The 25,562-nt window shown below is 64.0% G+C and carries 18 protein-coding genes; 2 read left to right on the forward strand and 16 right to left on the reverse strand.

The genetic code is table 11. The annotated features are described in order from the left end of the window. Positions 1-3: 3 nt before the first annotated feature. The 12 genes from AC2A04_RS03260 to mdlC all read right to left on the reverse strand — a co-directional run bounded on the left by AC2A04_RS03260 (position 4) and on the right by mdlC (position 17,181). Positions 4-2,424: a glycoside hydrolase family 3 protein gene (locus tag AC2A04_RS03260; RefSeq protein WP_484210880.1), complete on the reverse strand. Its 2,421-nt coding sequence runs from the start codon at positions 2,422-2,424 to the stop codon at positions 4-6. 90 nt (positions 2,425-2,514) lie between these two features. Then, positions 2,515-3,714 (reverse strand): MFS transporter, encoded by a 1,200-nt coding sequence (locus AC2A04_RS03265; protein ID WP_484210881.1) that lies wholly within the window; start codon positions 3,712-3,714, stop codon positions 2,515-2,517. After that, the gene (locus tag AC2A04_RS03270; RefSeq protein ID WP_484210882.1) at positions 3,711-4,769 is read right to left on the reverse strand and encodes a LacI family DNA-binding transcriptional regulator; all 1,059 of its coding nucleotides are present in this window, start codon (positions 4,767-4,769) and stop codon (positions 3,711-3,713) included. The genes AC2A04_RS03265 and AC2A04_RS03270 overlap by 4 nt, the downstream gene beginning before the upstream one ends. Positions 4,770-4,775: 6 nt before the next feature. After that, a complete protein-coding gene (locus AC2A04_RS03275; RefSeq protein ID WP_484210883.1) occupies positions 4,776-5,696 on the reverse strand; it encodes a glycoside hydrolase family 16 protein in 921 nt (306 codons plus the stop codon). Next, entirely contained in the window at positions 5,693-7,198 is a 1,506-nt protein-coding gene (locus AC2A04_RS03280; protein WP_484210884.1) for a tryptophan halogenase family protein, read from the reverse strand. Before AC2A04_RS03280 ends, AC2A04_RS03275 begins: the two co-directional genes overlap by 4 nt. Next, entirely contained in the window at positions 7,195-8,232 is a 1,038-nt protein-coding gene (locus AC2A04_RS03285; RefSeq protein WP_484210885.1) for a cupin-like domain-containing protein, read from the reverse strand. Before AC2A04_RS03285 ends, AC2A04_RS03280 begins: the two co-directional genes overlap by 4 nt. Then, entirely contained in the window at positions 8,225-8,944 is a 720-nt protein-coding gene (locus AC2A04_RS03290) for a SapC family protein (protein ID WP_484210886.1), read from the reverse strand. Before AC2A04_RS03290 ends, AC2A04_RS03285 begins: the two co-directional genes overlap by 8 nt. Next, positions 8,941-10,491, reverse strand: a complete 1,551-nt coding sequence (locus AC2A04_RS03295; protein ID WP_484210887.1) for a tryptophan halogenase family protein — start codon at positions 10,489-10,491, stop codon at positions 8,941-8,943. Before AC2A04_RS03295 ends, AC2A04_RS03290 begins: the two co-directional genes overlap by 4 nt. A 155-nt stretch (positions 10,492-10,646) precedes the next feature. Next, entirely contained in the window at positions 10,647-13,601 is a 2,955-nt protein-coding gene (locus tag AC2A04_RS03300) for a TonB-dependent receptor (protein WP_484210888.1), read from the reverse strand. Positions 13,602-13,787: 186 nt separating this feature from the next. After that, positions 13,788-14,288 (reverse strand): aromatic-ring-hydroxylating dioxygenase subunit beta, encoded by a 501-nt coding sequence (locus tag AC2A04_RS03305; protein WP_484210889.1) that lies wholly within the window; start codon positions 14,286-14,288, stop codon positions 13,788-13,790. Then, positions 14,285-15,628 (reverse strand): aromatic ring-hydroxylating oxygenase subunit alpha, encoded by a 1,344-nt coding sequence (locus tag AC2A04_RS03310; RefSeq protein WP_484210890.1) that lies wholly within the window; start codon positions 15,626-15,628, stop codon positions 14,285-14,287. The genes AC2A04_RS03305 and AC2A04_RS03310 overlap by 4 nt, the downstream gene beginning before the upstream one ends. Next, entirely contained in the window at positions 15,625-17,181 is a 1,557-nt protein-coding gene (gene mdlC / locus AC2A04_RS03315) for a benzoylformate decarboxylase (protein WP_484210891.1), read from the reverse strand. The genes AC2A04_RS03310 and mdlC overlap by 4 nt, the downstream gene beginning before the upstream one ends. A 95-nt stretch (positions 17,182-17,276) precedes the next feature. On the opposite strand from mdlC, the gene AC2A04_RS03320 reads away from it, so the two are divergent. Continuing rightward, complete coding sequence (locus AC2A04_RS03320; RefSeq protein WP_484210892.1) at positions 17,277-18,167, forward strand: LysR family transcriptional regulator; 891 nt, start codon at positions 17,277-17,279, stop codon at positions 18,165-18,167. Between the two features lie 63 nt (positions 18,168-18,230). After that, positions 18,231-19,142 carry a ketopantoate reductase family protein gene (locus AC2A04_RS03325; RefSeq protein ID WP_484210893.1) on the forward strand — a complete coding sequence of 304 codons (912 nt, stop codon included), beginning with the start codon at positions 18,231-18,233 and terminating at the stop codon, positions 19,140-19,142. Positions 19,143-19,372: 230 nt separating this feature from the next. On the opposite strand, the gene cobA is transcribed toward AC2A04_RS03325, so the two are convergent. Genes cobA through nirB form a run of 4 tightly spaced genes read right to left on the reverse strand, consistent with a single transcriptional unit; the run spans position 19,373 to position 25,552 of the window. After that, positions 19,373-20,209, reverse strand: a complete 837-nt coding sequence (gene cobA, locus AC2A04_RS03330; protein ID WP_484210894.1) for a uroporphyrinogen-III C-methyltransferase — start codon at positions 20,207-20,209, stop codon at positions 19,373-19,375. Further along, positions 20,209-22,719: a nitrate reductase gene (locus tag AC2A04_RS03335; protein WP_484210895.1), complete on the reverse strand. Its 2,511-nt coding sequence runs from the start codon at positions 22,717-22,719 to the stop codon at positions 20,209-20,211. Before AC2A04_RS03335 ends, cobA begins: the two co-directional genes overlap by 1 nt. After that, positions 22,716-23,057, reverse strand: a complete 342-nt coding sequence (gene nirD / locus AC2A04_RS03340; RefSeq protein WP_484210896.1) for a nitrite reductase small subunit NirD — start codon at positions 23,055-23,057, stop codon at positions 22,716-22,718. The genes AC2A04_RS03335 and nirD overlap by 4 nt, the downstream gene beginning before the upstream one ends. Then, a complete protein-coding gene (gene nirB / locus AC2A04_RS03345; protein WP_484210897.1) occupies positions 23,054-25,552 on the reverse strand; it encodes a nitrite reductase large subunit NirB in 2,499 nt (832 codons plus the stop codon). The genes nirD and nirB overlap by 4 nt, the downstream gene beginning before the upstream one ends. Positions 25,553-25,562: the final 10 nt, after the last annotated feature.

Here is a 25,562-nt window from a genome sequence, read left to right on the forward strand (position 1 = left end):
GTTTCAGTTCGCCAGAGGTGGACAGGCAGGCATCTGTCCGATCCCCTCGATCCCGGCATTGCGCAGGCTTATCACGAAGCCCTTGTCCGCACCCATCCGCAGCGGAGTACCGATCGCCTTGATCGGGGCGCCGTGCTGGGCAAAGCACTTGAGCGCGATCATCAGCGTGCCCGCCTTGCCCGGAGCCGTCGCGCCAACCAGCGTCGTCACATCAAGCCTCACGCCGCCAAAACTCACGGTGACCGGTCTCGTCCCGACCGCATCGACGCGCCAGTCCAGCCGGAGCGCGAACCCGCCGTTGAGATAGCGTTCCATGTCCACCGGCGGCCCGTCGACAGCAATGTCGCCCTTACCGCTCCAGGAGAACTGACGCGCATCCTCCTGCGCCATCAGGTCCACCGCGCGCATCGTTACGGTGCTGTCCAGACCCAGACGCCACGGCTCGATCACCCGGCCATGCCGGATGTAGGCAGTATCGCTCAGCGCCGGTCCCTGCTCCACGCGCGGGTCTTCGTTGACCTTGCCCATTTTTGCAGGCTGAGCGTAGGAAAGTCCGTACCCCGCCGGAAACAGCGGGTCGACCATCGGCGCGCGGGCGTCCTGCGGCCAGGCAAAGGGCAACCTGCCGGTGAAATCGCGCGCTGGCTTGCCATCCTTGCCAGCCACCAGCACATCGGCAACGCCCTGACCCTGTGATCCAGGCTGCCAAGCCGCCACAAAGGCATCGGCAATGTTCATTTCGGCACCAACGAACATCGGACGCCCGGAAAGGAACACCGCCACAACCGGCACACCCTGCGCCTTGAGCCGGCGCATCAGGTCCAGCTCGCCCATGCGTGGATGGAACACGAGGTTGGGAATATCGCCCTGGAATTCGGCATAGGGTTGCTCGCCAAACACGACCACGGCAACATCGGGCTTGCCCGGAGCATCGCCGGTTGGATCGACGCGCACCTTGCCGCCGGCAGTGCTGACCGCGTCAGCAATTGCCCCCCCGATCGTGCGGCCCCTGGGAAAGTCCTGCGCGGTCGTGTCGGTGCCCTGCCAGGTGATCGTCCAGCCCCCTGCCTGCATCGCCATGCTGTCCGCTCCCGGCCCGGTCACCAGAACGTTCGCGCCCGGACGCAGCGGCAGAATCCCGTCTTCGTTCTTGAGCAGGACCAGCGATTTGGCGACTGCCTCGCGGGCGATGTCGAGATGCGCCTGCGCACCCACCTGCGAAGGATTTCCGCGCTCGATCAGCTTGGGCCCCATCAGCCCCAGCTTGAATTTCACGCGCAGCACCCGCCGCACCGCATCGTCGAGCCGGGCCCTGGAAATGGTCCCGTCGCGCGCCTCGCGCAATGTGCTTTCGAACAGACCTTTCCAGCTGTCTGGTGCCATGAACAAGTCGAGACCCGCATTGATCGAAGCTGCACAATCCGTCGGCGTGCAGCCCGGTATCTGCCCGTGCCCGTTCCAGTCCCCCACCACGAGGCCCTGAAAACCCATCCGGCCCTTGAGCACGTCTGTCAGCAGCGACTTGTTGCCGTGGTTCTTGATCCCGTTCCAGCTGGAGAAACTGGCCATGACGGTCAGCGCGCCCGCCTCGATCGCGGGCGGATAGCCCTGCGCATGAAGACGCACCAGGTCTGCTTCGGAAACCCTGGCATCGCCCTGGTCCTTGCCGCCCTCGGTTCCGCCATCGGCGAGGAAATGCTTTGCGCTCGCCGCAACCTTGCCCGGCCCCAGGGGAACTCCGCGCTGCAACGGTCCTTGCAGTCCTTCGACCATGGCCTTGGAATAAGCCGCGACCAGCGCTGGATCGCCTGAATAGCCTTCATAAGCGCGCCCCCAGCGTGGGTCTTGCGGCACGGCAAGCGTCGGCGCGAAAGTCCATTCGATGCCCGATCCGGCAACCTCGGCTGCGGTGGCCGCACCAATCCTGCGGATCAGGTCGGGGTCGCGCGCCGCGCCAAGTCCGGTGTTGTGCGGAAAGATTGTGGCGCCCGGCAGGTTGGAATGGCCATGCACCGCATCCACGCCGAACAGTATCGGAATGCCCGCCCCCGACTGGCGCGACGCCTTGCGATATTCGGTGACGAGCTTCAGCCACTTGGCGGCATCCGCCCGCTCGTCGCCATAGGGGCCGCTGTTTCCACCTGCCAGGATCGAGCCCAGCGGATAGCGTGCAAGATCTTCCGGCGTCATCGAACTGATGTCGCCCTGGATGACTTGGCCGACCTTCTGCTCGAGCGTCATCCGCGCGATCAATCGGGTGATCGCCCGTTCGGTCGCGGGATCGGTTATCGCCGATGGGCTGTGGGCTGCTGGCCAGTTGGCGGGGTTGGCGACGCCTTCGGGCGCTTGCGCATTCAGTGCCCCGGCGCTCACGCCCAGAACCAGCATGGCCGCAAGGCCTCGTGCCACCATTCGCTTCGACATCGACTACCCCGGATTCTTGTTTGAGAACGTTCTCAAACGCGGTTTGTCATGCACCGAAGCGTAAATCAAGCCCCTTGGGACGAACGGCAATCAGCTCTGTTCTGAAGGCTCGGGTGCGCGCGCCAGCAGGGTCATCGCGCCCAGCGCCAGCACTGCCAGAACCACGAACAACCCGGAAAAACCGAGCGAAGGGACCAGCGCGATCGTAAGGGACGGCATGGCCAGCGACGGGATCGTGTTGGTGAGATTGAACAGTCCCAGATCGCGCCCGCGCCGCGCACCATCGGGCAGGACCCGCAATGTGTGCGCGGTGTGGAGCGCGAGGAACACTGAGGTCGAAAGCCCGAACAGCAGGTAGGCTGCAATCGCCTCTGCCCTGCCCTGCGCGAGGGCCATGGCGGCAAGCCCTGCCGCCGCACCCGCTGCCGCCACAGCAAGCGGCACGACGGGCCGATCCCGTCGATCCGCCCAGCGTCCCGCCAGCAGAGCCGTCGGCGCGCCGATCAGCATGGCAAGGCTCAGTACCCGCGCTATCCCGGCGTCCCCGAAGGTGGGATCCACGCGCCTGAACCACAGGTAGAAATAGGCGAAGAGCGATGCTTCGGAGATCTGCACCAGCAGCCGCGCAAACCACATCCGCGTCGCCATCGCCCGCAGAACCGCGCGCGCCGCTTCCGTCGCTTGCGCACCGATGCGCGCCGGTCGTTCTTCGCGTCCATCCTCACCCAGCAACACAAGCGGGGCGATGCAAGCGATCACCACGCCTGCTACGATGGCAAAGCGCTGCGGCAAGTCGGCAAGCCCGGGAATCGTCACGAAGGCTCCTGCCAATGCTCCTGACGCAGGCGCAAACGCCAGAAGGCCGCCCAATAATCCCTTGCTGCCATCGGGCACGCGGTCCCCCGCCCATGCCGAAAGCGGCCCAAGCATAATGTTGAGGCCGATCTGCCAGGCTACGATCAGTCCGATCAGCCCCTGCAAGCTCTGCATCAAAGGCATGGCACAAAGCAGCGCGCTCGAAATGACGAGCCCCGCTACCACCCATGACTTTCGGCTACCGGTAATGTCGCTCAACCAGCCGAAGGCGATGTTCGCCACGCTTGATCCGATCGCGCCGATGAACGTCGTCAGCGCCAGCCAGCGCACGCCATCCCCGCCCGCCAGCCGCTCCACGTGCATCGGCAGAAGCAGCGTCAGGAACGGCGTATAGGCAATCGCCGCGCCAGCCCAGGCCAGCGCATAGAGCCCCAGAAACCGCCGGTCGCGCCTTCCGCTGTCCAGACCGCTCACACCGGGCCGGTCGAGGCGCGAACCTCAAAACCCATCGGGATGATCACCGGCCCCACGTCGGCATCGGGATTGCGATGTGCCGCGATCAGCATGCGCACGGCCATTGCTGTCGTCTCGGCAATCGGCTGATCCACTGCGGTCAGCGCAGGCCGCGTAAACCGCACCAACGGCGTGTTGTCGAAGCTGACCAGCGAGAGGTCGTCGGGAATGGCAAGGCCGAGCTCTTCGGCGATCTCTACCGTGGCGAGCGCCATCTGGTCGTTGCTCGCAATGATCGCACTTGGCCGGTCAGAGCGCGAGAGCAGCGCGCGCGCTGCCCTGACCCCGGATTGGTAGGTAAAGTCGCCGGCTTCAAGCAGCCCTTCGGTGGGCGCGCCTGCGGCCTCCATCTCGGACCGCCAGCCGTGCACTCGCTTGGCGATCAGCCCGTATTCGGGAGGGCCGGAAATCACCCCGATCCGCCGATGCCCGAGATCGAGCAAGTGCCGCGTCGCCATGCGCGCTCCTCCTTCGTCATCCATTGAAACGAGGATGCCTACAGGCAGACCATTCTCGGTCACCTGCGCGCCGATCCGCGCGAACGGCACATTGTGCTTGGCGAGGACTTTCAAGATTTTGGGATTGTCAGAGTGTGGCGGCGTCAGGATCGCGCCATCGGGTTGAAGCGCAGCAATTGCCGCCGAAAGCTCGCGCTCGACATGATCATTGTGCGTGTCCACCAGTTCGAAGATCAGCCGATAGCCGTGCTCGCTACACTCGAGCATCCCGCCGAGCAGCATCTGGTCGACCCAGTCGGTACCCTGCCGCGCGCGCCAGTCGGCGATCGTGCGTTCGCGATCGTTGAGCGCCAGGATCAGGTACGAACGCGAACCACTCATTCGCTGCGCCGCGATTGAAGGCACGTAGCCCAGCTTGTCGATCGAGCCTTGCACCTTGTCGCGCATTTCGGGCCGTACGTTCGGCTCGTTATTGATGACGCGGCTGACCGTTTGCAACGATACCCCGGCATCTGCCGCCACGTGCTTGATCGTTACCGCCTGCCGCCTGCGCACCATCGTCCGTCAATTGCCCCCGCTCGTTCCGCTGACAGCGTTATCCGAGCCCGCGCGCTTTTGCCAGACGCGCACGTAATCCACTTCCATCCGCTTGGGAAAACCGTTGTCGTCCACGCCGCCGCTGTTGCGCCCCTCGGGCAGATGCCCGCCGATGGCGAGGTTGAGGATCAGGTGGAAAGGCTTGTCGAACGGGGCCCCGGGCTTGTCCGATCCCAGACTGTGCCATTCGTGCGGCACCCGCCGCTCGTACTCGGTCCCGTCTACCCGCCAGACGATGCCGTCCTTGTCCCACTCTATTTCGTAGAGATGATAGCCGTCCACTTCGCCCGCCAGCGGCGTTTCGTCGCCGATGTAGCGGTTTTGCGGCGGCTCCCCGCCAAAATGAATCGTGCCCAGAACGCGATTCTCCCTGCCGCCTGCGCAAGTTGCGCAGGGTTCGCCAAGGTTGACCGCCTCCATGATGTCGATTTCGCCTGACCGCGCCCATCCGCCATAGGACCAGTCTTCGGGCAGCATCCAGATCGCCGGCCAGGTGCCCTGCCCCCGCGGCAACTTCGCGCGCACCTGCACCTTGCCATAGAGCCACGATGTCTTGCCCGCCGTCGTCAGGCGTGCAGAGGTGAACGGCTTGGTCCGCGTCGCGGCCTGTCTCTCCGGCAAAGTGCGCTGATCTTGTGGATAGGCTGGGCCGGTCTGCGCCTCCTTGCGCGCAACGATCGCCAGTTTGCCATCGCGCACCGCGTGATTTGCCGGCGCGCGGGTGTAGCACTGCCGCTCATCGTTACCCCCGCCCCAGCAATCGTCGGCCAGTGTCCACCGCTTGTCGTCGACGGTCGATCCGTCGAACTCGTCGGCCCAGACCATGTGCCACTCGTCCTGCGGTGTGCCTGCTGCAAGCGCGGCAGCCGCCAGCAACAGCACGCTCATGCCGCCACCGGCACCGCCGCGCCGCAATAGCGGGCGACGTATTCCCCGTGCAGAGGAAGACCCGCCACCGTGCGGCTCACCTGCTCCCGCAGCGTGGACAACAAGTGCGCCAGTTCCTCATCCCGCAGCTTGGCCGCCACCGGATGATGGCTCTGCGGCACAATCCCTTGCCCCATCATCACCTGCACCCACGAATTCTCGGCAAACAGTTCTTCGTGTTTGCGGAAGACGCGACCGGTTTCGCGGAACAGTTCCATCTTGTGCATCAGGCTGTCCGGCACCGCCATGCTCGCGCAGTGCCGCCAGAATGGCGTATCGCGACGGTCGGTCGCCTTGTAGTGCAGGATCAGGAAGTCCCTGATTTGCTCCATGTCGGTCATCTGCTGCTCGTTGAACTCGGCAACGTCGTGCGCGCTGATTGCGCCCGCCGGAAGCATTCGCACGATCCGCAGGATTGCGCGCTGGATCAGGTGGATCGAGGTCGATTCCAGCGGCTCCATGAACCCGCCTGCAAGCCCCACGGCCACGCAGTTGCGTTGCCACTGCTTGCGCCGCGCGCCAGTGCGGAAGTGGATCGGGTTCGGCTTTACCAGCTTGTCGCCTTCCACTGTGGAGAGCAGCTTTTCCAGCGCCGTTTCGTGATCCATGTAGGCGTTGCAATAGACCACGCCATTGCCCTGCCGGTGCTGCAGCGGGATGCGCCACTGCCACCCGGCCTCGTGAGCGATGGCACGGGTATAAGGGACCGGCGGCCTCACGCTCGAGGTCTGGATCGCAATCGCGCTGTCACATGGCAGCCAATGGGTCCAGTCGTCATAACCGACCCGCAGCGCGCCCTCGATCAGCAGCGCACGAAAGCCCGTGCAGTCGATGAACAGATCGCCTTCGATCCGCTTCCCGCTTTCCAGCGTCAGCGCGGCAATGTCGCCGCCTTCGGCATCGAGATCCACTTGCGCGATCTTGCCTTCGATACGCACAGTGCCATCGGCCTCGGCCATCCGGCGCAGGAACCTGGCATAGAGTCCCGAATCGAGCTGATAGGCGTAATTCATGCGGTCGTCGGGCAAGTGCGCGAACCGCCCGGCTTCTGCTGCCTTCAGTTCAAGGCAATATTCGCCATAGGCCTCGAGATGCCCACGGGCTTTCCCATTCAGCCAGAAATGCTGGAATCCCGCCGACCAGTGGTCCTTTCCCGTCCCGCCGAACGAATGGAAGTAGGCCTCGCCCGGCACGCGCCAGTTCTCGAAGTTGATGCCCAGTTTGAACGTCGCCTGCGTCGCGCGCATAAACTCGGCCTCGGATATGCCGAGAATGCGGTTGTAGGCGACCAGCGGCGGGATCGTGCTTTCGCCCACGCCGATCGTGCCGATCTCTTCGCTCTCGACCAGCGTCACGCTGGCAACCGCCCCCAACGTGCGCGACAGCGCGGCGGCGGTCATCCACCCGGCCGTGCCGCCGCCTGCAATCACGATGCGGCGCGGAAGTTGCTGTGCGGCACTCATTGCGAAAGGCTCCTCAGCAGGAATTGGTGAAGGCGTTGCGCGCCCTTGGCGTCAAGCCGAGCGAGGACCCCCTGCCCGGCCTTGGGAACATGTGCGCGCGCCGCTTCGCCGCCCGAAAAGACGTAATGCTCGAACATCAGCCGCCAGACTGCGCGCTCGTCCTCGGGCAGATCGCGGATCGCCATGATCGCGTGCGTCAAGGCATTCTGGGGCTGGCCGAGATAGCGCGGCGTATCCCGCCACCAGTAATTCACCAGCACATTGAATGGCGCGAGCGCTTCGACGTGATGATACCACAGCGGCGGAATCACCAGCGCGTCGCCGGGCTCCAGCTCTGCAACCACCGCGTGCTTCTGCGCTTCGCGGAACTTCGGATGCCGCGCGAAGTCCGGGCTTTCGAAATCCACCATCGAAACCGGCCGCCCCGCGGGCGTATTGTCGATAGGCCCGAGATAGAGATTCTCGAACTGATCGGGCGGAAACAGGGTGAAACGCCGCCGCCCGACGGCACAGCACGCCAGGTTGCGCGGGAAATCGTTGTGCGCAGCAATCCGCGTGGCATTGCCGATCCAGATCGAGGCAAGCGCATCCTCGCGCCCGAAGTCCACATGGTTTGCCTCATGCAACCCGTCGAAGAACTGGCGCATGTCGATCGATCCCAGATAGACCGTCGGCACTTGCGCGCCTTCGATCCCTTCGGCCTTGTCGAAACCGGCAAGGATGTCGGGCAAGCGGCCCTTGCCCATGCGGAAGTTTACCGTCATCGCCTCGTCATAGAAAAGGCGCCCGCCCTGCCCGGGCTCCGCAATCGAGACCGGCAGGTCCACAGGCCGCGCATGAGCGGCAAGATAGGCGCGGGCCGCGCGGGCGGACTCAAGTCCGGCGCGGACCAGCGGCCAGTCCGAAACGAGTCCGCGAAGCACGATGGGCGAGGTTGCGTCACGCAGGATCGTGTCCCGTTCGGCGTTGTCGCAAAGCGTGCGCTCGGGCACTGCGGCAAGATTTGCGTGGAACGAGCCGTCCGCGTCAGCCACTGTGGGACAACCGGTTCTTGCGCGCCACGAGATCGGCAAAATGCGAAAGCGAGGCGAGGATCATGGTGATGCGCAGCAGATGTCCGCTCGCCATCAGATAGGCCAGAGCGTCCCCGTCCAGCGCCGTCAGCTTCTCCTCGTTGATGGTATGGTAACCGACGAGCGAGTTGGTGGAACCGTTGTCGAGCGTGACTTCGAGAGTAAAAGGTTCTGCCAATTCGTAACGGTCCAGCGCGGCGTAAAAGTCTCCTGCTTCGCGGTGGGCAAAGTCGAGATCGCCGAGCTTGCCCGCAATATCCTCGAGGAAGGGCGTCGGCTTGCCTTCTGCGTCAAACGCGCGAACGCCTTCTCCGTTGGTGCTGATGCGCGGATGATCAAGATCGACGTGAACCTGTCCGACGTCATCTTGCGAAGCCGGTCGGCCGACGAGAAATGGCTGGATTGCCATGGCAAGCGGGCGATATGTCGCGTCCCAGCGCCCATCTCGCAGGAACAGGTTCTCGCCCGCCTCGAAGCCGAACAGCGCGAGCGCGCCCAGTTGCCCGCTGGCAAGATCGCGCCGCAGGACAATGGGATAATGCGCCTGGACCTGGCGGAATTCGGCCGGAACGGTTGGGCAGGCCATGACATTGTCGCCCATCTCGGCACCGGCGGCCGTGTGGATGCGCAATTCGCCATGGTCGGCAGGATTGAGAATAGCGTGGTTGCTCATATCACTGCCGTTCCTTGCGTGGCGAACTGTTCGGGTGGCGGGTTCGTGGCGCCCTTGATTGCTGCGTCGAGGTACGTCCGGTTCGAGGGCAAAGCCGCCGCGAGCGCGCGCGAACGCTGGTTCACGTCGGCCAGGCGATCTGTCGCTGCACCTGAATGGGTTCTTGCAACCTCCGGCACCGCAAACCCCATGCCATAGAGGACGTATTGCTGGCTTGCCGCGCAGAACAGTTCGTCCATGCGCGGAAAGTCCCACACCGAAGGGGGCTGATCCCGCCAGAGTTCGAGGTATTCGGAAAGGCGGAGCGGGACGCTCGCGGGATCGCGCTGCGCCAGCCAATAGGGCTCGGTCCGATGGCTGAGCACGTAATGCAGTTTGAGAAATTCGACGATGCGGTCCCAGCGATAGCGGAACAGCTCGTTGAAGCGTTCGGCCAGCATGGCCATCGTGCTCGCCCGGCGCGGGAAGTTGTCGGCCAACGCCTTGATCGACAGTTCGATGGTGACGATCGCTGAAGCCTCGAGCGGCTCGATGAACCCTGCTGACAGGCCAACGGCGAGGCAATTGCGCTCCCAGAACCGGGCGCGGTGGCCGGTGGCGAACGACAGCTTGCGTGGGCGCAGTGATGCGACATCCGCGCCTGTGACCTTGGCTGCAACATAGTCGCGAAGGATTTCCTCGGCCCGGCCATCCTCCATGAATCGCGAGGCAAAGACGCAGCCGATGCCGCGACGGGTTGGCAGCCCGATATCCCATATCCAGCCCGCTTCGTGCGCGGTGCCGATGGTCTGCGAGGCAATCGGGCTACCCGGTGCAACCGGCACCTGCACGGCGAGCGCGCTGTCGTTGAACGAGACGTCGGACCGGTTGATCCACGGCACGGCGCAATGCCCGCCGATCAAAACCGCCGCCTGCCCCGAACAATCGATGAAGAAGTCTCCCGCGATCGTGCGCCCGTCATGCAGGTGCAGCCCGGCAATGTTGCCGCTTTCGCAGGCTGCCACGCCCGTGACTTGCGCAACCACGTGTGTCACGCCAAGCCGCGTGGTGGCGTGGCGCATCAGCAGCGCGGCAAACTTTCCTGCGTCCAGATGATAGCCGTAGTTCAGCGCGCCCGCGTAATCCGGCATGGTCCGCTGGCGTGGCGCAAGGTTCTGCAAACATGCCGAATGCTGCGAGGTCATTGCTGCAGCAAAAGGCTGCTCGGGCGCATTGGTCTGCCACGCACCGAGCAGGGCAGTCATGTCGCCCGGAGGTGGTGGAGTGAAGGGATGGAGGTAACTGTCCTGCGCAGAGCCATCGACCCAGCCATCAAAGCGCGAGCCCTGCTTGAATGACGCATCGCACTGGCCAAGGAATTCGGTCTCGGTAATTCCGATCGTGGCCAGCGTCTCGCGCATGGTGGGCCATGTGCCCTCGCCCACACCGATTGTCGGAATGTCGGGCGCTTCGACCAGCGTGATGCCAAGCTCGGGCCGTCGCGCTGCCAGCAGGCAAGCCGACAGCCATCCCGCGGTGCCCCCGCCGACGATGACAACCTGTTGCACCGACCCGATCATCGCTCACCCAATCCGGCCATCGGTTGATCCGAAGACCCGTAATTCCAATCGGTTACGCCTGGCTGAGACCCCTGCGGCCCGCACTGCCAGCAAGCAGTACGGGCCGCCGGGTCTTTCAACACAAGCGGATCACCCCGCCAGCATCAGAACGTAAACCGTGCACCGGCAGCATAGCGCGCATAGCCCGGTGCCGCAAAGAACACGGTCTGGGTGTTGCGCTGATAGCCCTTGCGGTCGGCATTGGTGATGTTGATGCCCTCGACGAACACCGTCACGCCCTTGCGGATTTCGTACGATGCACTGACGTCGAACTGGCCATAGGCCTTCACGTAGTACGGGTCGAACCCGTAGCCCGAGAGGAAACCATCACGCCAGTTGTAGGCAACGCGCGCCTGCAGACCGTTCTTGTCGTAGAACAGCACCGCGTTGGCGCTGTCGCTGACCCCGGTCACCGCGAACTGCGGCACGGTGTAGCGGACGGCGTTGTCGAACTTGGTGTCGCTCTTCACCACGGTGTAGTTCAGGATCGTGCCGAAGCCGCTGTCCCCGAAGCTGTGCTGTATCGCAAATTCCCAACCCCACAGCTTGGCCTTTTGATCGCTGTTGGTCGGCTGCGTGGTAATGAAGTTGACCAGCGGATCGGAACTCTGACCAACAACGCCGGTAACGACTCCGTTGCTGTCCCGAGTGACGGTCGACGGATACTTGGCACCGATGTAGTCGAGCAACTGCTGTGCGGTGGCGTTCGGGCCGAGCGCCGCACGGGCCTCTGCCGCATTCGCACCCGCTGCGGCATTCGTCAGTCCGAACGCAGGCTGGTTCACCTGGGTCTGGCTGATGAAGTTCTTCACCACCTTGTGGAAGAAGCCCACCGACACGTAGCTGGTCGGCGCGTAGTACCACTCAGCCGAAAGATCGACATTGTTCGACTTGTACGGCAGCAGGCCCGGATTGCCGCTCGATGCCGTGCTGCCACCGATGCGGATTGGCGAGGCAAGCGTGGTACCACCCTGCAGCGAGGTATAGTCGGGGCGCGTGATCGTCTGGCTGTAGGATGCGCGCAGGCGGACATTCCGGACCGGCTCCATGTCAAAGTCGATCGCTGGCAGCCAGTTCTCGTACTCGCCCTTGAGCGAGGCTGCGGCAACTTGCTGCGGGTTGCCATAATCGATCGCGGTTTCGTTGCCGCCGGTCCAGATCGTGCGGACCGGGATCGGCACCTGTGCCGTGGAGTCGACCTTGGTCTTCTCATAGCGCAGGCCGAGGCGCAGGTGCCCGGTGCCGGCACCCAGATCGAACGAGTGGGTCGTCTGCAGATAGGGCGCCACGGTGCGTTCGCGAACGCTGCGGTCCGTGGTGTACTTGGCGATGCAGGTGCCTGCCGCGACCGCGCTGCTGCAAATGCCGAGCTTGCTGTCGAGCAACTTGATCAGGCCGTCAGTGTCGATCTCGAAGTAGTTCGGGATGATCGACCCATCCTGCGAACCAGACATGCCCGAAAGATCCTTGGGCAGGTTGCGGATCTGGTAGAGATCGTCCGGCGTATCGGCTGCCGAAAGCGTGCCACCCCACGTGTCGTTCTGGATAACGCCGAAGGCCGAGCGCACCTTGTTCTCGGTGTAGGTCACGCCGAAATCGAGGCTATCGATGAACGAGGCATCGAAATCGTAACCGCCGCGCAACGCAACTTCGTTGATCTCGTCACGCATGTAGGCCGTGCGGAAGGCGTTGCCTGCCGGGCGGATGTTCGAAGCCTGGATTTCCGCACCGGGGTACATCTGAACACTGATGACCGGCATGTCGGAAGTGTAATCGACCTTCTGCGACTTCACGCCGAAGATCGCGCTGCCGACCGCGATGCCCGAGCCATAAGGCTTGGTCGGCTTGCTTTCCGCTGTCGAATGGTGGCCGTCAAGCTCGAGACGCAGGCCACCGGGGCCATCCCACTTGAGATTGCCACCGATCGAGTGGTTGCGCGAGCGGTTGGCTGCGACCGCGCCGGTAATGGCGAGGTCCTTGCCGGGGCCGAAGTTCTCGGCATAGAAGTTCGGGCCGGCCGCCGGCCCATCGGTCCAGCTGCTGGAGGTGTCGCCGTGGTTGAACCACACGCCGATCGAGTTGGTGCGCGCGTCGATCGTGTTCTGCGAGAAGGTATAGTCGACAGTGGCTGTCAGCGTGTCGGTCGGCTTGATCTGCACCACGGCCTGACCGTTGATGCGCTTGCGGCGGAATGTCGTGAAGTCATAGCCCGCGTTCTGCGTGACCTGATAGACATCGTTTGGCCCAGGACGGTTCTCGATGTTGGCAAAGCCCGGGCTGCCCGGCATCGCCAGCGAACCCCAGTTGTTTTCCGAACCGAGATAGCCCTCGCGCCAGCCAGCATTGAACTGCGCCTGGCTGGCCTTGCGATCCTGATACGACCCGGTCAGCAACACGCCGATGCGGCCATCTGCGAAAGTATTGCTGATGATGCCCGAGACTTCCGGCGTGATGCTGGTGCCTTCGAAGAGCGACGTGTCATAGACACCCTTGGCACCGATGCTGCCGTGAAAGCCCGGACGATCGAGCGGCTTGGCAGTCTTGATGTTGATGACCGAACCGATGCCGCCGGTGGCGAGCGATGCGCGGCCCGACTTGTAGACTTCGACCCCGGCAATGCCTTCGGAGGCAAGGTTGGCGAAGTCGAACGAGCGCGAGGCCGGAGCGCCACTGCTTCCACCGAGGCTGGATGCGGGCATCTGGCGGCCGTTGAGGAGGACGAGGTTGAAGTCGGGCCCGAAGCCGCGCACCGTCACGGTCGAACCTTCGCCGTTGGAACGGTCGATCGAGACGCCCGTGATGCGCTGCAGCGATTCAGCAAGGTTGGTGTCGGGGAACTTGCCGATGTCTTCGGCAGAGATCGCATCGACCACGCCCTGCGCGCTGCGTTTGATGTTGAGAGCCTGTGCGAGTGAGGCGCGGATGCCGGTCACGACGATCGCCTCGCCCTCACCCTCAGCCGGAGCCACCTCCTGCGCCAATGCGGTCTGGCTGGCGAGCGCCAGTGCCATTGCGCCGAAGCTCGACGCACGCACGATCATGGAACGCTTTGACCTCATACTTCCTCTCCCCCCACTGTTCGGGACTCGACGCCTCGCGCCTATTGTGAACGTTCACCTAAATGAGAACGTTCACTCCGTCAAGCGTACGCAAGCGCGCCGAGTGCGAAAACTCGCAACCGGCCATCGGCCAAACTCAGGGAAAATTCAGGATGTCAGAAGGTTGCGCTCAGGCTCGAGCCGGTGTCAGATTGAATTGATGTCGACCACCGTCGGAATCGTGTCGTTCAGCAGGAAAATCGTCTTTCGCGCGATCTTCCATGCCGAACCGTCCGGAACGAGCCGGTATTCATAGCGTCCGAAGAAACAATCGGCGCGGTTCATGCGCACATCGAAGCGGTGGCAGGTGAAGGCTGCGGAAACGTCTGCACCGCCTTCGTCCGCACCTGTTACCAGAACATTGGTCACCTGATGCACCACACGCGGCAGGGGTGACGACGCCGTCGACAGCCCGGAGGTCAGCCGCATGACGCGATCTTCGAGATTGCGCCGACCTTTGTAGTAGATTAGCGACAATTCACGGTCGGGATCTCGCGTAGTGGTCGTCTCGTCGCGCCACGCCGGCATCCAGAATTCGACGTCGGGCGTGAACAGATCGAGCCACTCGGCAAAGCGCCCCGTGTCGATGAGCAGGGCTTCGCGATAGAGAAGCTCTTCAGCCCCGGCGCGGGTCAACTCCGCGCTCATGCTGCGAACTCCGCTTCCATACGCTTGGCCCATGCCCGGTAATAGGCGTGATAAAGCGTCTCGTCGCACAGCTGTGAATCCGCCAGCACGCTGCGTTCGGGACTGAGGTCGATCCGGTCGGAAAAGCGATTCCCGCCGTCCACGCTCGCCGTCATCCCCCGCGCATAACCTTGCAGCCAGGGCTCGACCGTTCCTGCAAAGCCGATCTGGCAATTTTCGTATGATACCGTGTCGTCGGGCGTTGCCATGCCGGTCGGATTGAAGAAATCCTCGTACTGGCGAATGCGCTGGCGGCGGGCATCATTGCTCTCTCCTTTCGGCGCGATGCACCAAGTCCGCATTTCGGTCAGCCCCGGCGCAACCGGGCGGATCACGCGCAACTGGCTCGAGGCATTCTCTGCCACCTGCAGGTTGGGGAAGATCGTGAGGTTCCGCATGTTGAACATCCAGTCGCGCTTGCCCTCGCCGTGCCGTTCGGCCAGCGCCCTTGCGCTCTCGTATAGCGGGATTGCAGGCGTCACACCGAACACGCCCCAGTTGAGCACGTGCCCGTTGGCGAAAGAGAAGCTTCCGCCGCCGATCCCTTGCGTCTCTTCCTTCCAGTAGTCGCTGTTCTCCCACACCGAGGCGACGACGTCCCCGCTCATCTCCTTCTGCCGCCGCTCTAGCACGCGAATGTAGGAAGGATGCGCGGAGGTAAAATGATAGGCGTCCGAGCAGTTCTCGAGCTGCAGTTTCCAGTTCGCCTCGAACGTGAAGGTCACCTGCCCCGGCACGAGTTCGAGTCCCTCCTCGCTCTGATCCGCAACGAGATCGAGCAGCTTGGTCGTCTCACCCAGATGGTCGGCCAGCGACAGGACGTCCGCCGCAAGACTGCCGAACAGGAACCCGCGATAGTTCGCAAATCGGGGCAGTTCGGCCAGCCCGTGATCTTCCCGCCCGAAGCTCTCGGAATAGCATCCCGCCTTCTGCCATTTCACCGCCTTGTTGCGACCCGCGCTGTCGAAGGTCCAGCTGTGATAGGGACAAACGTGCAGCCGTGCATTGCCCTGTCGCACCTGCGCCAGCCGCGCGCCTTTGTGCGGGCAGGTGTTGACGAAGCCGCGCAACGTCCCCTCGCCATCGCGCTGCACCAGGACCGGAACACGGCCAGCAAAGGTCGTGAAGAAGTCGTGCGCGTTCTCTGCCTGACTCTCGAGCCCGAGGAACACCCACCCACCTTCGAACAGCACCCGCATCTCGGCATCAAAAACGGCTGGATCGGTGAAGATCGCACGGTTTACCCGAAACACGCCGTCTGCCGGACGATCGTCGATGAGGTCGGATATCCGCAACGTCACAGCACCATCGCCTCTACAAGTGTCGGACCATTCGCCGCGAAGGACCAGCGCAGCGCTTCGTCAAGGCTGGCCGCATCCGTGGCGCGCCGCGCCTGCACCCCGTGGCCTTGCGCAAGCATGCAGAAATCCAGCTCGGGAAATTGCGTGCCGACCAGCGTCTGCATTCCGAAATGCCGCCCGAAGTGGTGCAGTGCCTCGTAGCGATTGTTCTTGATGATCACGAAGCTGACGGCGGCCCCGTTCTGAGCCGCTGCATGCAGTCCCTGAATCGCGTACATCGCCGACCCGTCGCCCAGCACGGCGATTACCTTGTCGCCGGGTCGCGCCATGGCCATCCCAACCGCCGCTGGAAGCCCATGGCCCAACCCGCCGCTGGCCGTTGTGTAGAATGTGTCCTTCGCCACGATCGGCAACCGGTCGTGCATCGGCCCACGGCTCGACGGCGCTTCCTCGACGATGATCGTCTTGCGCCCTCGCAAGGCGGCGATCCGCTGCAGCACATAGGCATCAGTCATCGCCGAGCCGTCCAGCGGCGCCGGCAATATCCGTCCTTCCGGCGGGACCCGTGCCTCGGGTTCAGGCCCCGCCAGCAATTGATCGAGCGCCTTGTCGCACTGCGCCACGATGGCCGCGCCCGCAGGTGCCCAAGCAGCATGGACATGATTGTCGCCGATCATCCACACTTCGCAACTCTCGGGCACGTGCGGCCCTTGCCCCTCGACATGGTAGAGACTCATCGGCCCGCCCAGCGCCAGTACGAAGTCGAAGCTTGCCAGCGCTGCGACGATTGCCTCGCGCCCTGCCGTCAGAAAGCCGGCAAACAGCGGATGATCCTCGGGGAAGCTGCACCGCGCCGACATAGGCGCGACCAGCACCGCAGCATTGTGCCGTTCGGCAAGAGCAACCACCTGATCCCACGCCCCATCGCGCGCAACCCCCGCGCCCACCACGATGGCCGGCCGCCGCGCCTTCGCCAGCGCCAAGCCGCATGCCGCAATCGCGCCCGCATCCGGCTCTTTCCCGGCATGGACGGTCCGCGCAGTGAAGGGCGCGCAATCGCGGTCCCAGTCGTCGATCGGAATCGAGACGAATGTCGGCCCGCACGGCGGCTCCATCGCCACCAGCCACGCACGGTGCAGCGCTGCCGGCACATCCTCGGCCCGCGCGGGCTCGCACGACCACTTGACGAAGGGCCGGGGAAACTCCGCGGCACGCTCGGCGAACAGGAACGGCTCGTATGGGAGGATCGAACGCGCCTGCTGCCCCGCCGTTACCACCAGCGGCGTCTGGTTCTTGAACGCAGTGAACAGGTTGCCCAGCGCATGGCCTACGCCTGCCGAGCTATGCAGGTTGACCAGAGCCGCCTTGCGCGTGCCTTGCGCAAAGCCATCCGCCATGCCCAGCACGACACTTTCCTGCAGCCCCATCACATACCGAAAATCCTCGGGAAAGTCGCGGAACATCGGCAGCTCGGTCGATCCCGGATTGCCGAACACCGTCGTCATGCCCAGCTCGCGCATCAGGTTGATGGTCACGTCGCGGACGGTAGGCATGGTCTCTCCCGGTTCCTTGTTTTTCTACGAAAACGATGAACCACCCGACCAATCGAAACAATTGCAAATCACCGCCAAAGCCATACGCTCAACGCATGGATTTTGACGAACGCCAACTCCGCGCCTTTCTTGCTATCGCCGAAACCGGCAGCCTCGGCCGCGCCGCGCGGTTGGCCAATCTCACCCAGCCTTCGCTCAGCCGACTGGTCAAGGGCATGGAGCACCGCCTCGGCCACCCGCTGTTCGACCGCGGCGGCAAGGGCATGACGCTCACCCCGGCCGGTGATCTGCTCGCCACCCACGCCCGCCACATCGTCCACGAGATGCAGGCCACGCGTGATGAACTGGGCGCGCTCAAGGGTCTCAGGCGCGGCGTCGTGCGGGTCGGCGCAGTCGCTGCGGTCATGCGCACGCTCGTCGCCGATACCGTGGGCAAGCTACTCGCCGATGCCCCCGGCCTTGGCGTCGAACTGAGCGAGGCGGTGGACGGCGAACTGCTGGACGCACTCGTCACTCGGCGCGTCGATCTTGTGGTTGCCGCCAGCCCGCTCGATCATCCCGACGTGACCGTCATCGGGCCCGGCGCTTATGCCGACAGCTTTGCCGTGTTCTGCGCCACCGATCATCCGCTGCCATCGTCCGCATGCCTTGCCGCCGCCCTTCAGCACGATTGGATCATGCCTGGACCCGCCTTCACCCCGCGCGAGACCTTCGAGCGTCTGGTTCGCGCGCAAGGCTGTGCCCTCCCCCGCATCGCGGTCGAAACTGCATCGGTCGAGGCCATGATCGCCGTTGCCGCGCGCAGTCGCCTGCTCTGCTGGCTGCCCGAACCCCTTCTCGCGGCACACGTCGCGAGCGGAACCATGCGCCGGCTCGACATTCCCGAACTTGCCCGTACGCGCGGTTTCCTGCTTCATCGCCGCCGCTCAGGCCTACTCCCCGAAGCCGCGCGCCGCTTCGCAGAGCTGTTCCCGCTGGCCACTTGACCAAGGCTTGCGATCCCCCAAACTCGCGTGCCTGCATGTGCACGTGAGGGGAGGAACGGGTCAATGGAACGGATCGTGATAGTCGGCGCCGGCGCCATGGGCTGCCTGTTCGCAGGTCGCCTCGCCCTTGCCGGCAAGTCCGTCACTGTGGTCGACGTCGATCCTGCCCGCCTCGCGCAGATCGCCGCAGAAGGCATCACGCTGGATGATGACAGCGGACATCACCGCGCGGTCGTCGATGCTGCGCTCGCCGCCGAAGCTGACGGTCCGGTCGACCTGCTGATGCTCTTCACCAAGGGCATGCACAGTGCCGCCGCCATCCGTTCAGTCGCGCACCTTGTCCGCACCGATTGCGCCGTTCTCACGCTCCAGAACGGACTCGGCAATGTCGAGGCCATAGCTGAGGTTTTCCCGGCGGACCGCATTCTGTGGGGCGTCACCGATTTTCCCGCCGATCTCGAAGGGCCCACCCGGGTCGCGTCGCACGGGCAGGGGCATATCTTTCTCGGCAATTATCCCGCCGGCGCAGACGATCGCGCCCAAGCCGTCGCCAGCGTGTTCAACGCTGCAGGGCTCAATGCGGTCGCCGATCCACATGTCCGTGTAGCCGTGTGGGAAAAGGTTGCTTTTAACGCTGCGCTCAATGCCTTGTGCACTGTCTCGGGATTGCCGGTTGGCGGTCTCGATCATCCGGCCGGTCGCAGCGCGGCCCGCGCCGTCATCGATGAAATTGCCACCATCGCCAAAGCCGAAGGTGCAGAGGTTGACCACCCCCGGCTTTGCGCCAAGGTCGATTTCGCACTCGCCAATCACCGCACGCACAAGCCATCGATGCTTCAGGATCGCCTCGCTGGTCGCCGCACGGAAGTCGAATCGATCAACGGCGCGGTGCTCGACGCCGCCGGGCGCCACAACGTGTCCAGCCCGGCGCTTCAAGTCCTCACCGATCTCGTTCGCCTCAGGGAACCAGATTAAGACCTTTTCATTGGCTTAGGCTTGGCAATTGAGACGTCATATGAAGACGAGGAATATCGCCAAAATAACCGCCCCGTATCCGATCTGTCGCCGAGATTACACCTTGCGCCGCGATTGAGCGGTTAAATTATCCCCCTGGCCCCGGCTCGCTCTAGGCGAACACTCGAGTAATCGCGCCGAAGCTGACCAGGCGCATCGGTCAAGCCTGCCATACGATCATCTTGAATCTCTCAAGATTGTGCGGCAAGCTCCTGTAAAATAGGGATATTCAACGACACATCAGTCGGAGCTTCTTCTTCGGGAAAACTGTCCAGCATTGCTCGACAGCCCGCATCGCTCTGCCGCATTGCCTGACCGATCATCAGGAGCGCCGGCCCATCGCCCAGCGCGGTTCGCGCGGCCAGGGGCAGGAGATCAAGCCGCGTCTGGAAGTGCCTTTCGTCTGGAAGGCTCGCGTTCTCGACCAGCACTACCGGGGTATCTGCCGCAAGCCCCGCCGCGATCAGGTTTCGTGAGACATCGCCTGACGCAGCCTTGCCCATATAGACCGCCAGCGTGGCCTCGGGATCGGCCAGCGACCGCCAATCGAGATCGAGCGCCTCTCCGGCCCGCGCGTGCGCCGTCACGAACACCAGCTTGCGTGCCAGTCCCCGAAGCGTAAGCGAACGCCCCAGCCCTGCTGCCGCAGCACTCGCCGCAGTCACACCCGGACACACCGCCACCGCAACGCCCGCTGCGCGGCAAGCGTCCAATTCCTCTGTCGCGCGACCGAAGATGGAGGGGTCCCCACCCTTGAGCCTGACGACGCGTTCGCCGACAAGCGCTGCTTCGGCGATCAGTCGGTCGATTGTCTTCTGGTCCCTGGAATGCCTTCCGGAGCGCTTGCCCACGTGTATCAGTCGCGCATTGTCTGACGCGAAACCAAGGACTTCCAGGCCAACCAGCGCATCATAAAAGATCACACTGGCGGACCCGATCAGCCGTTCGGCCTTGCGCGTAAGCAATTCGGGATCGCCGGGCCCTGCGCCCACCAGCCAGACCATGCCTGCAGGAAAGTCATGCGTCATTACGATGCCTCCGCTAGTTCAGTTTTGTATTCCCGCAGAAGCCGGGCAATTGCTGGACGGCACGATCCGCAGTTCGTGCCTGCCCCACAGGCCTTGCCCACCGCCTCGACCGACGCTGCCCCATCCTGTGCGACCGCAAGAATGTGTTTCGTGCCGATGCCGTGGCAGACGCAGACGATCGGACCGCGATCGGGCACTGGCGTGCTGGGCCGTCCGGCGAGAAGTGCGCTCGGCTGCGCGTCCCCTGAACGCAATTGCCCGATGATCCAATCGCGCGCAGGCAAGGTGCCGCTGCGTGTCACGTAGAGCGCAGCGACAAGCCTTTCTGCCGTATCGAGCACTACGATGCGGCGCATGCCGCGCACCGCATCGAGAACTTCGATCCGTTCGCCCCCGGGCAGCAGCGCATCGGCGTCGATCGTTCCGTTTCCGGCCAGTTCGTGAAGCCATCCGCCCTCGATCCGGGAACGGCTCCACCAGACCAGCCCGTCCGGTGCGATCGCTTCGGCACGGACAAGAAATGCGCGCCAATCGGTACTCACGGCGGCGATCCGGCACGCATTGTTCTTGAAACCCGGCTGGCCCGAGACGGGATCGACGGACTGATCGGGCAGCAGGTTACCCCGACCGCCGCTGGCCATCGCCTCGCTCCAATGCATGGGCACGAAGACCTGCCCTTGCGCCTGTGCGTCCGTAACGCTGGCCCGAAAGACTGAACGTCCGCTCTGCGAGACGACCTCGGCCAAGGCGCCTTCCGCGATTCCCGCAGCAGCCGCATCGACGGGATGGACCTCGAGCAGAGGCTCACGGCGGTGCTGAGCGAGTGTCGGCGAAAGACCGGTGCGCGTCATCGTGTGCCACTGGTCGCGGTAGCGCCCGGTGTTGAGCCGAAGTGGAAAGGCCGCATCGGGCATCCGCGTCCGTGGCTCGACGGAAACGTGCTTCATCTCGCGCCCCGCCATAGGGTGACGACCGCCCCACAGAAACGGCTCCAGCGCTTCGTAGTCATCCGTCGAAATCGCGGCGTGGGTCGTCAGGTCGAGCACTTTGCCATGCGTTACTGCAAGTGACGTCATGGCGGCATATTCGCGATAGACCATCGCGGCTGAAGACCACTCGAACGCCCTGCCGAAGCCCATGCGCTCGGCCACATCGCGGATGATCGCCCAATCTGCGCGCGCCTCGCCGGGCGCGTCAAACAGAGCGCGCTGGCGGCTGATCCGGCGCTCGGAATTGGTGACCGTACCGTCCTTCTCGCCCCATGCGAGAGCAGGCAGGCGAACGTGCGCGAACTGCGCGGTGTCGGTATCGGCGATCACGTCCGAAACCACGACCGTCTCGCACCGCGCCAGAGCCTCTCGCACGAAGCCTGCGTCGGGCATCGAGACTGCGGGATTGGTCGCCATGACCCAGAGGAACTTTATCCGGCCGTCATGGATTGCGCGGAACATGTCCACCGCCTTGAGGCCCGGCTCCGTGCACAGCCTGTCGGTGCCCCAGAACCCGGAAACATCCGCGCGTTCAGCCTCGGAAAACCCGAGGTGGCAGGCGAGCATGTTGGCCAGCCCGCCCACTTCGCGCCCGCCCATCGCATTGGGCTGCCCGGTCATCGAGAACGGCCCCATGCCGGGCGCATTGATTCGGCCCGTGGCGATGTGCAGGTTGATGATCGCGTTGCCCTTGTCGGTGCCGGCAACCGACTGGTTCGCGCCCATCGAGAACACAGTGACCATGCGTGGGTGCTCGGCCACCATGTCTGCCAGCGCGGCAAAGACTTCGGGGTCGAGGCCATGATCGACCCCTGCATCTTCGCCCTGCGCCAGTCCGCGTCGGACCATGTCGGCCAGCAGGGCGTTGAACAGGGACACGTCGCCATCGGGCAGAACAGGCACGTGCAGATCGGCCTGCTCGGCCGTTTCGGTACGTCGAGGATCGATCACTACGATCTTCGTGCCTCTTGCCTCGCGCGCGGCCTCGATCCGCTGCCAGATCACAGGGTGGCACCAGGCGGTGTTGGAACCGACGAGCAGGATCAGGTCGGCATCGTCGAGATCGTCGTAGGTGACCGGAACGATGTCCTCGCCAAAAGCCCGATTGTGCGCAGCGACCGCGCTGGCCATGCACAACCGGCTGTTGGTGTCGATGTTGGCGCTGCCGACAAAGCCCTTCATCAGCTTGTTGGCAGCATAGTAATCCTCGGTCAGCAATTGGCCCGAGACGTAGAAGGCCACGCTGTCTGGCCCGTGCTGTTCGATGCAGTCGCGCATCCTTCCCGCGACGAGATCGAGCGCCGCATCCCAGCCCGCCCGTTCGCAGCCGATCATCGGATAGAGCAGACGCCCCTCCAGACCCACCGTTTCGCCAAGGTGCGTGCCCTTGGAACACAGCTTGCCGAAGTTGGCCGGGTGCTCGACATCGCCCTTGATCGTGACCGTCCGCTCACCTGTCACCGTAGCGCGGATGCCGCAGCCGACCCCGCAATAGGCGCAAGTGGTGCGGATTTCCTTCACGCTGCGCGGCTTCCGACCACGGCAGAGCGCAGGAGATAGATTCGGCCTGCGTCAACACGCAGCGGGATTGTGGGCACGCATCCCTTGTCTTCGCCCAGCGCCTCGCCGGTCTTGAGCGAGATGTTCCAGTTGTGCAGCGGGCAGGCCACGACGTTGCCGTGGACGATGCCCTGGCTGAGCGGGCCCTGTTTGTGCGGGCACTTGTTGACCAGCGCGTAGAATTCGTTGGCCTGGGTGCGGAACACCGCGATTTCATCGTGCCCTACCACTGGTAGCGTGCGCGCAGTGCCGGGGGTGATCTGGTCCACCGGACCGATATCGAGCCAATCGCCGATCACAGGGCGTTCTCCATCTGAAGCGGGCGCACCTCGGCGAGGTGCTGGTGAAGGTCGGCGTCCTTGCCTGCCACGCGCTCGGCCCATGGGTCGTCTTGGCAGAAAGTCTGCGAATAGCGGAAGCGGGCGGCGAGGCGCTTCACGCTTTCGGGATCGTCGAAGAGCCCGGCCTTTACATGTTCGAGCCCGACGCGTTCGATCCACGGCGCGGTGCGTTCAAGGTAATGCGCCTGTTCACGATAGAGCTGGATGAACGCGGCGCAGACCTGCATCGCCTCGTCCTCGGTGGCGACCTTGGTGAGCAGGTCCGTGGCGCGGACCTTGATCCCTCCGTTGCCGCCGACATGCAGTTCGTAGCCCGAGTCCACGCAGACCACGCCGAAATCCTTGATCGTGGCTTCGGCGCAGTTGCGCGGGCAGCCCGATACGGCGATCTTGAACTTGTGGGGCATCCACGAGCCCCAGGTCATGCGTTCAAGTTTCACGCCGAGGCCGGTTGAATCCTGCGTGCCGAAGCGGCACCATTCCGATCCGACGCAAGTCTTCACCGTGCGCAAGCTCTTGCCGTAGGCGTGGCCCGAAACCATCCCGGCGGCGTTCAGGTCGGCCCAGACGGCAGGCAGGTCTTCCTTCTTGATGCCGAAGATGTCGAGCCGCTGTCCGCCAGTCACCTTGACCATCGGCGCGTTGTATTTTTCCACGACGTCGGCGATCGCGCGCAGTTCACGCGGGTTGGTGAGGCCGCCCCACATGCGCGGGACGACCGAATAGGTCCCGTCCTTCTGAATGTTCGCGTGCATGCGTTCATTGACGAACCGGCTCTTCTGGTCATCCTCGTACTCACCCGGCCAGGCGCAAAGCAGGTAATAGTTGAGCGCAGGGCGGCAGGAAGAGCAGCCATCGGGCGTTTTCCAGTGCAGTTCCTGCAGCGCCTGCGGGATCGACCGCAGGTTCTTTTCGAGGATCAGGCGGCGCACGTCATCGTGGCCGAAACTGGTGCACTTGCACATCGTCTTGGGGCCGGACTGGACTTCGCTTCCCAGCGTCAGCGCCAGCAGGCTTTCGACAAGCCCGGTGCAACTGCCGCAGCTGGCAGAGGCCTTGCAGGTGCTGCGCACGGCATCGAGGCTGCATGCGCCCGCGTTGATCGCTTCGACGACCTTGCCCTTGGTCACGCCGTTGCAGCCACAGATCTCGGCATCGTCCGAGAGGGCGGCAACGGCGGCATTAGGGTCCAGCAGCGCACCCCCGGACGCAAAGGCCTGCCCGAAGATCAGCGCCTCCCGAATGTCTGAGATGTCCTCGCCCTTGCGCAGGAGATCGAAGTACCAGGAGCCGTCTGCGGTATCGCCATAGAGCACCGCACCAACCAGCTTGTTGTCACGCACGACGACGCGTTTATAGAGCCCGCGCGCGGCATCGCGCATGACGATGTCCTCGGCCCCGTCTCCGCCCGAGAAATCGCCCGCGGAGAACAGGTCGATGCCCGAGACCTTGAGCTTGGTCGAAGTAACCGAGCCTTCGTAGCCTGAGGGCTGTTCTGTCGCATGGTCGGCGAGCGCGCGGCACATGTCCCACAGCGGCGCGACGAGCCCGTAGCAATTGCCACGGTGCTGGACGCATTCGCCCACGGCCATGATTGCAGGATCGCTGGTGACCATGTGATCGTCGACGACGATGCCGCGCTCGACATCGAGGCCAGCCGACTTGGCTAGTGTCGTGCCCGGGCGGATGCCGACAGCCATGACCACGATGTCGGCGTCGAATTCACGCCCGTCCTTGAGCTTCACGGCTGAAACATAGCCATTCTTGCCGACGATCTCGGCGGTGTCCCCGCCGGTGACGATGGCCTGGCCACGGCGTTCGAGTTCGGTCTTGAGCAGGTAGCCCGCGGCCTCATCGAGCTGGCGCTCCATCAGCGTGGGCATCAGGTGAACGACGGTGACCTTCATGCCGCGAAGCGAAAGGCCATGCGCTGCCTCCAGCCCGAGCAGGCCACCGCCGATCACTACCGCAGAGCCGCCCTTTTCGGCCGCTGCGAGCATCTTGTCGACATCGTCGAGATCGCGGAACGTAACGACCCCGGCGAGGTCCTTGCCCGGCACGGGAATTATGAAGGGGTCCGAACCTGTCGCGATCAGTAGCCGGTCATAGGGTTCGACGCGGCCCGATCTTGCCACCACGGTCTGCGTCGCGCGGTCGATCGACACGACCGGGTCACCCGAAACCAGGGTAATGGCGTTGTCGGCGTACCAGTCGTCACCATTGATGACGATGTCCGCGAACGCCTTCTCGCCTGCCAGCACCGGCGAAAGCATGATGCGGTTGTAGTTCACGCGCGGTTCGGCGCCGAAGATCGTCACATGGAAGCGGGCAGGATCGCGGGCTAGGATTTCCTCGACGGCACGGCACCCGGCCATGCCGTTGCCGATCACCACAAGACGCTGGCGCACCTGCGCCGTGCGGTCCTTCTCGCTCAATGTCGTGGGCGCGTTCACTTGAACTTTT

It is taken from the genome of Novosphingobium sp. HNCC26DJ243 (assembly GCF_057180545.1).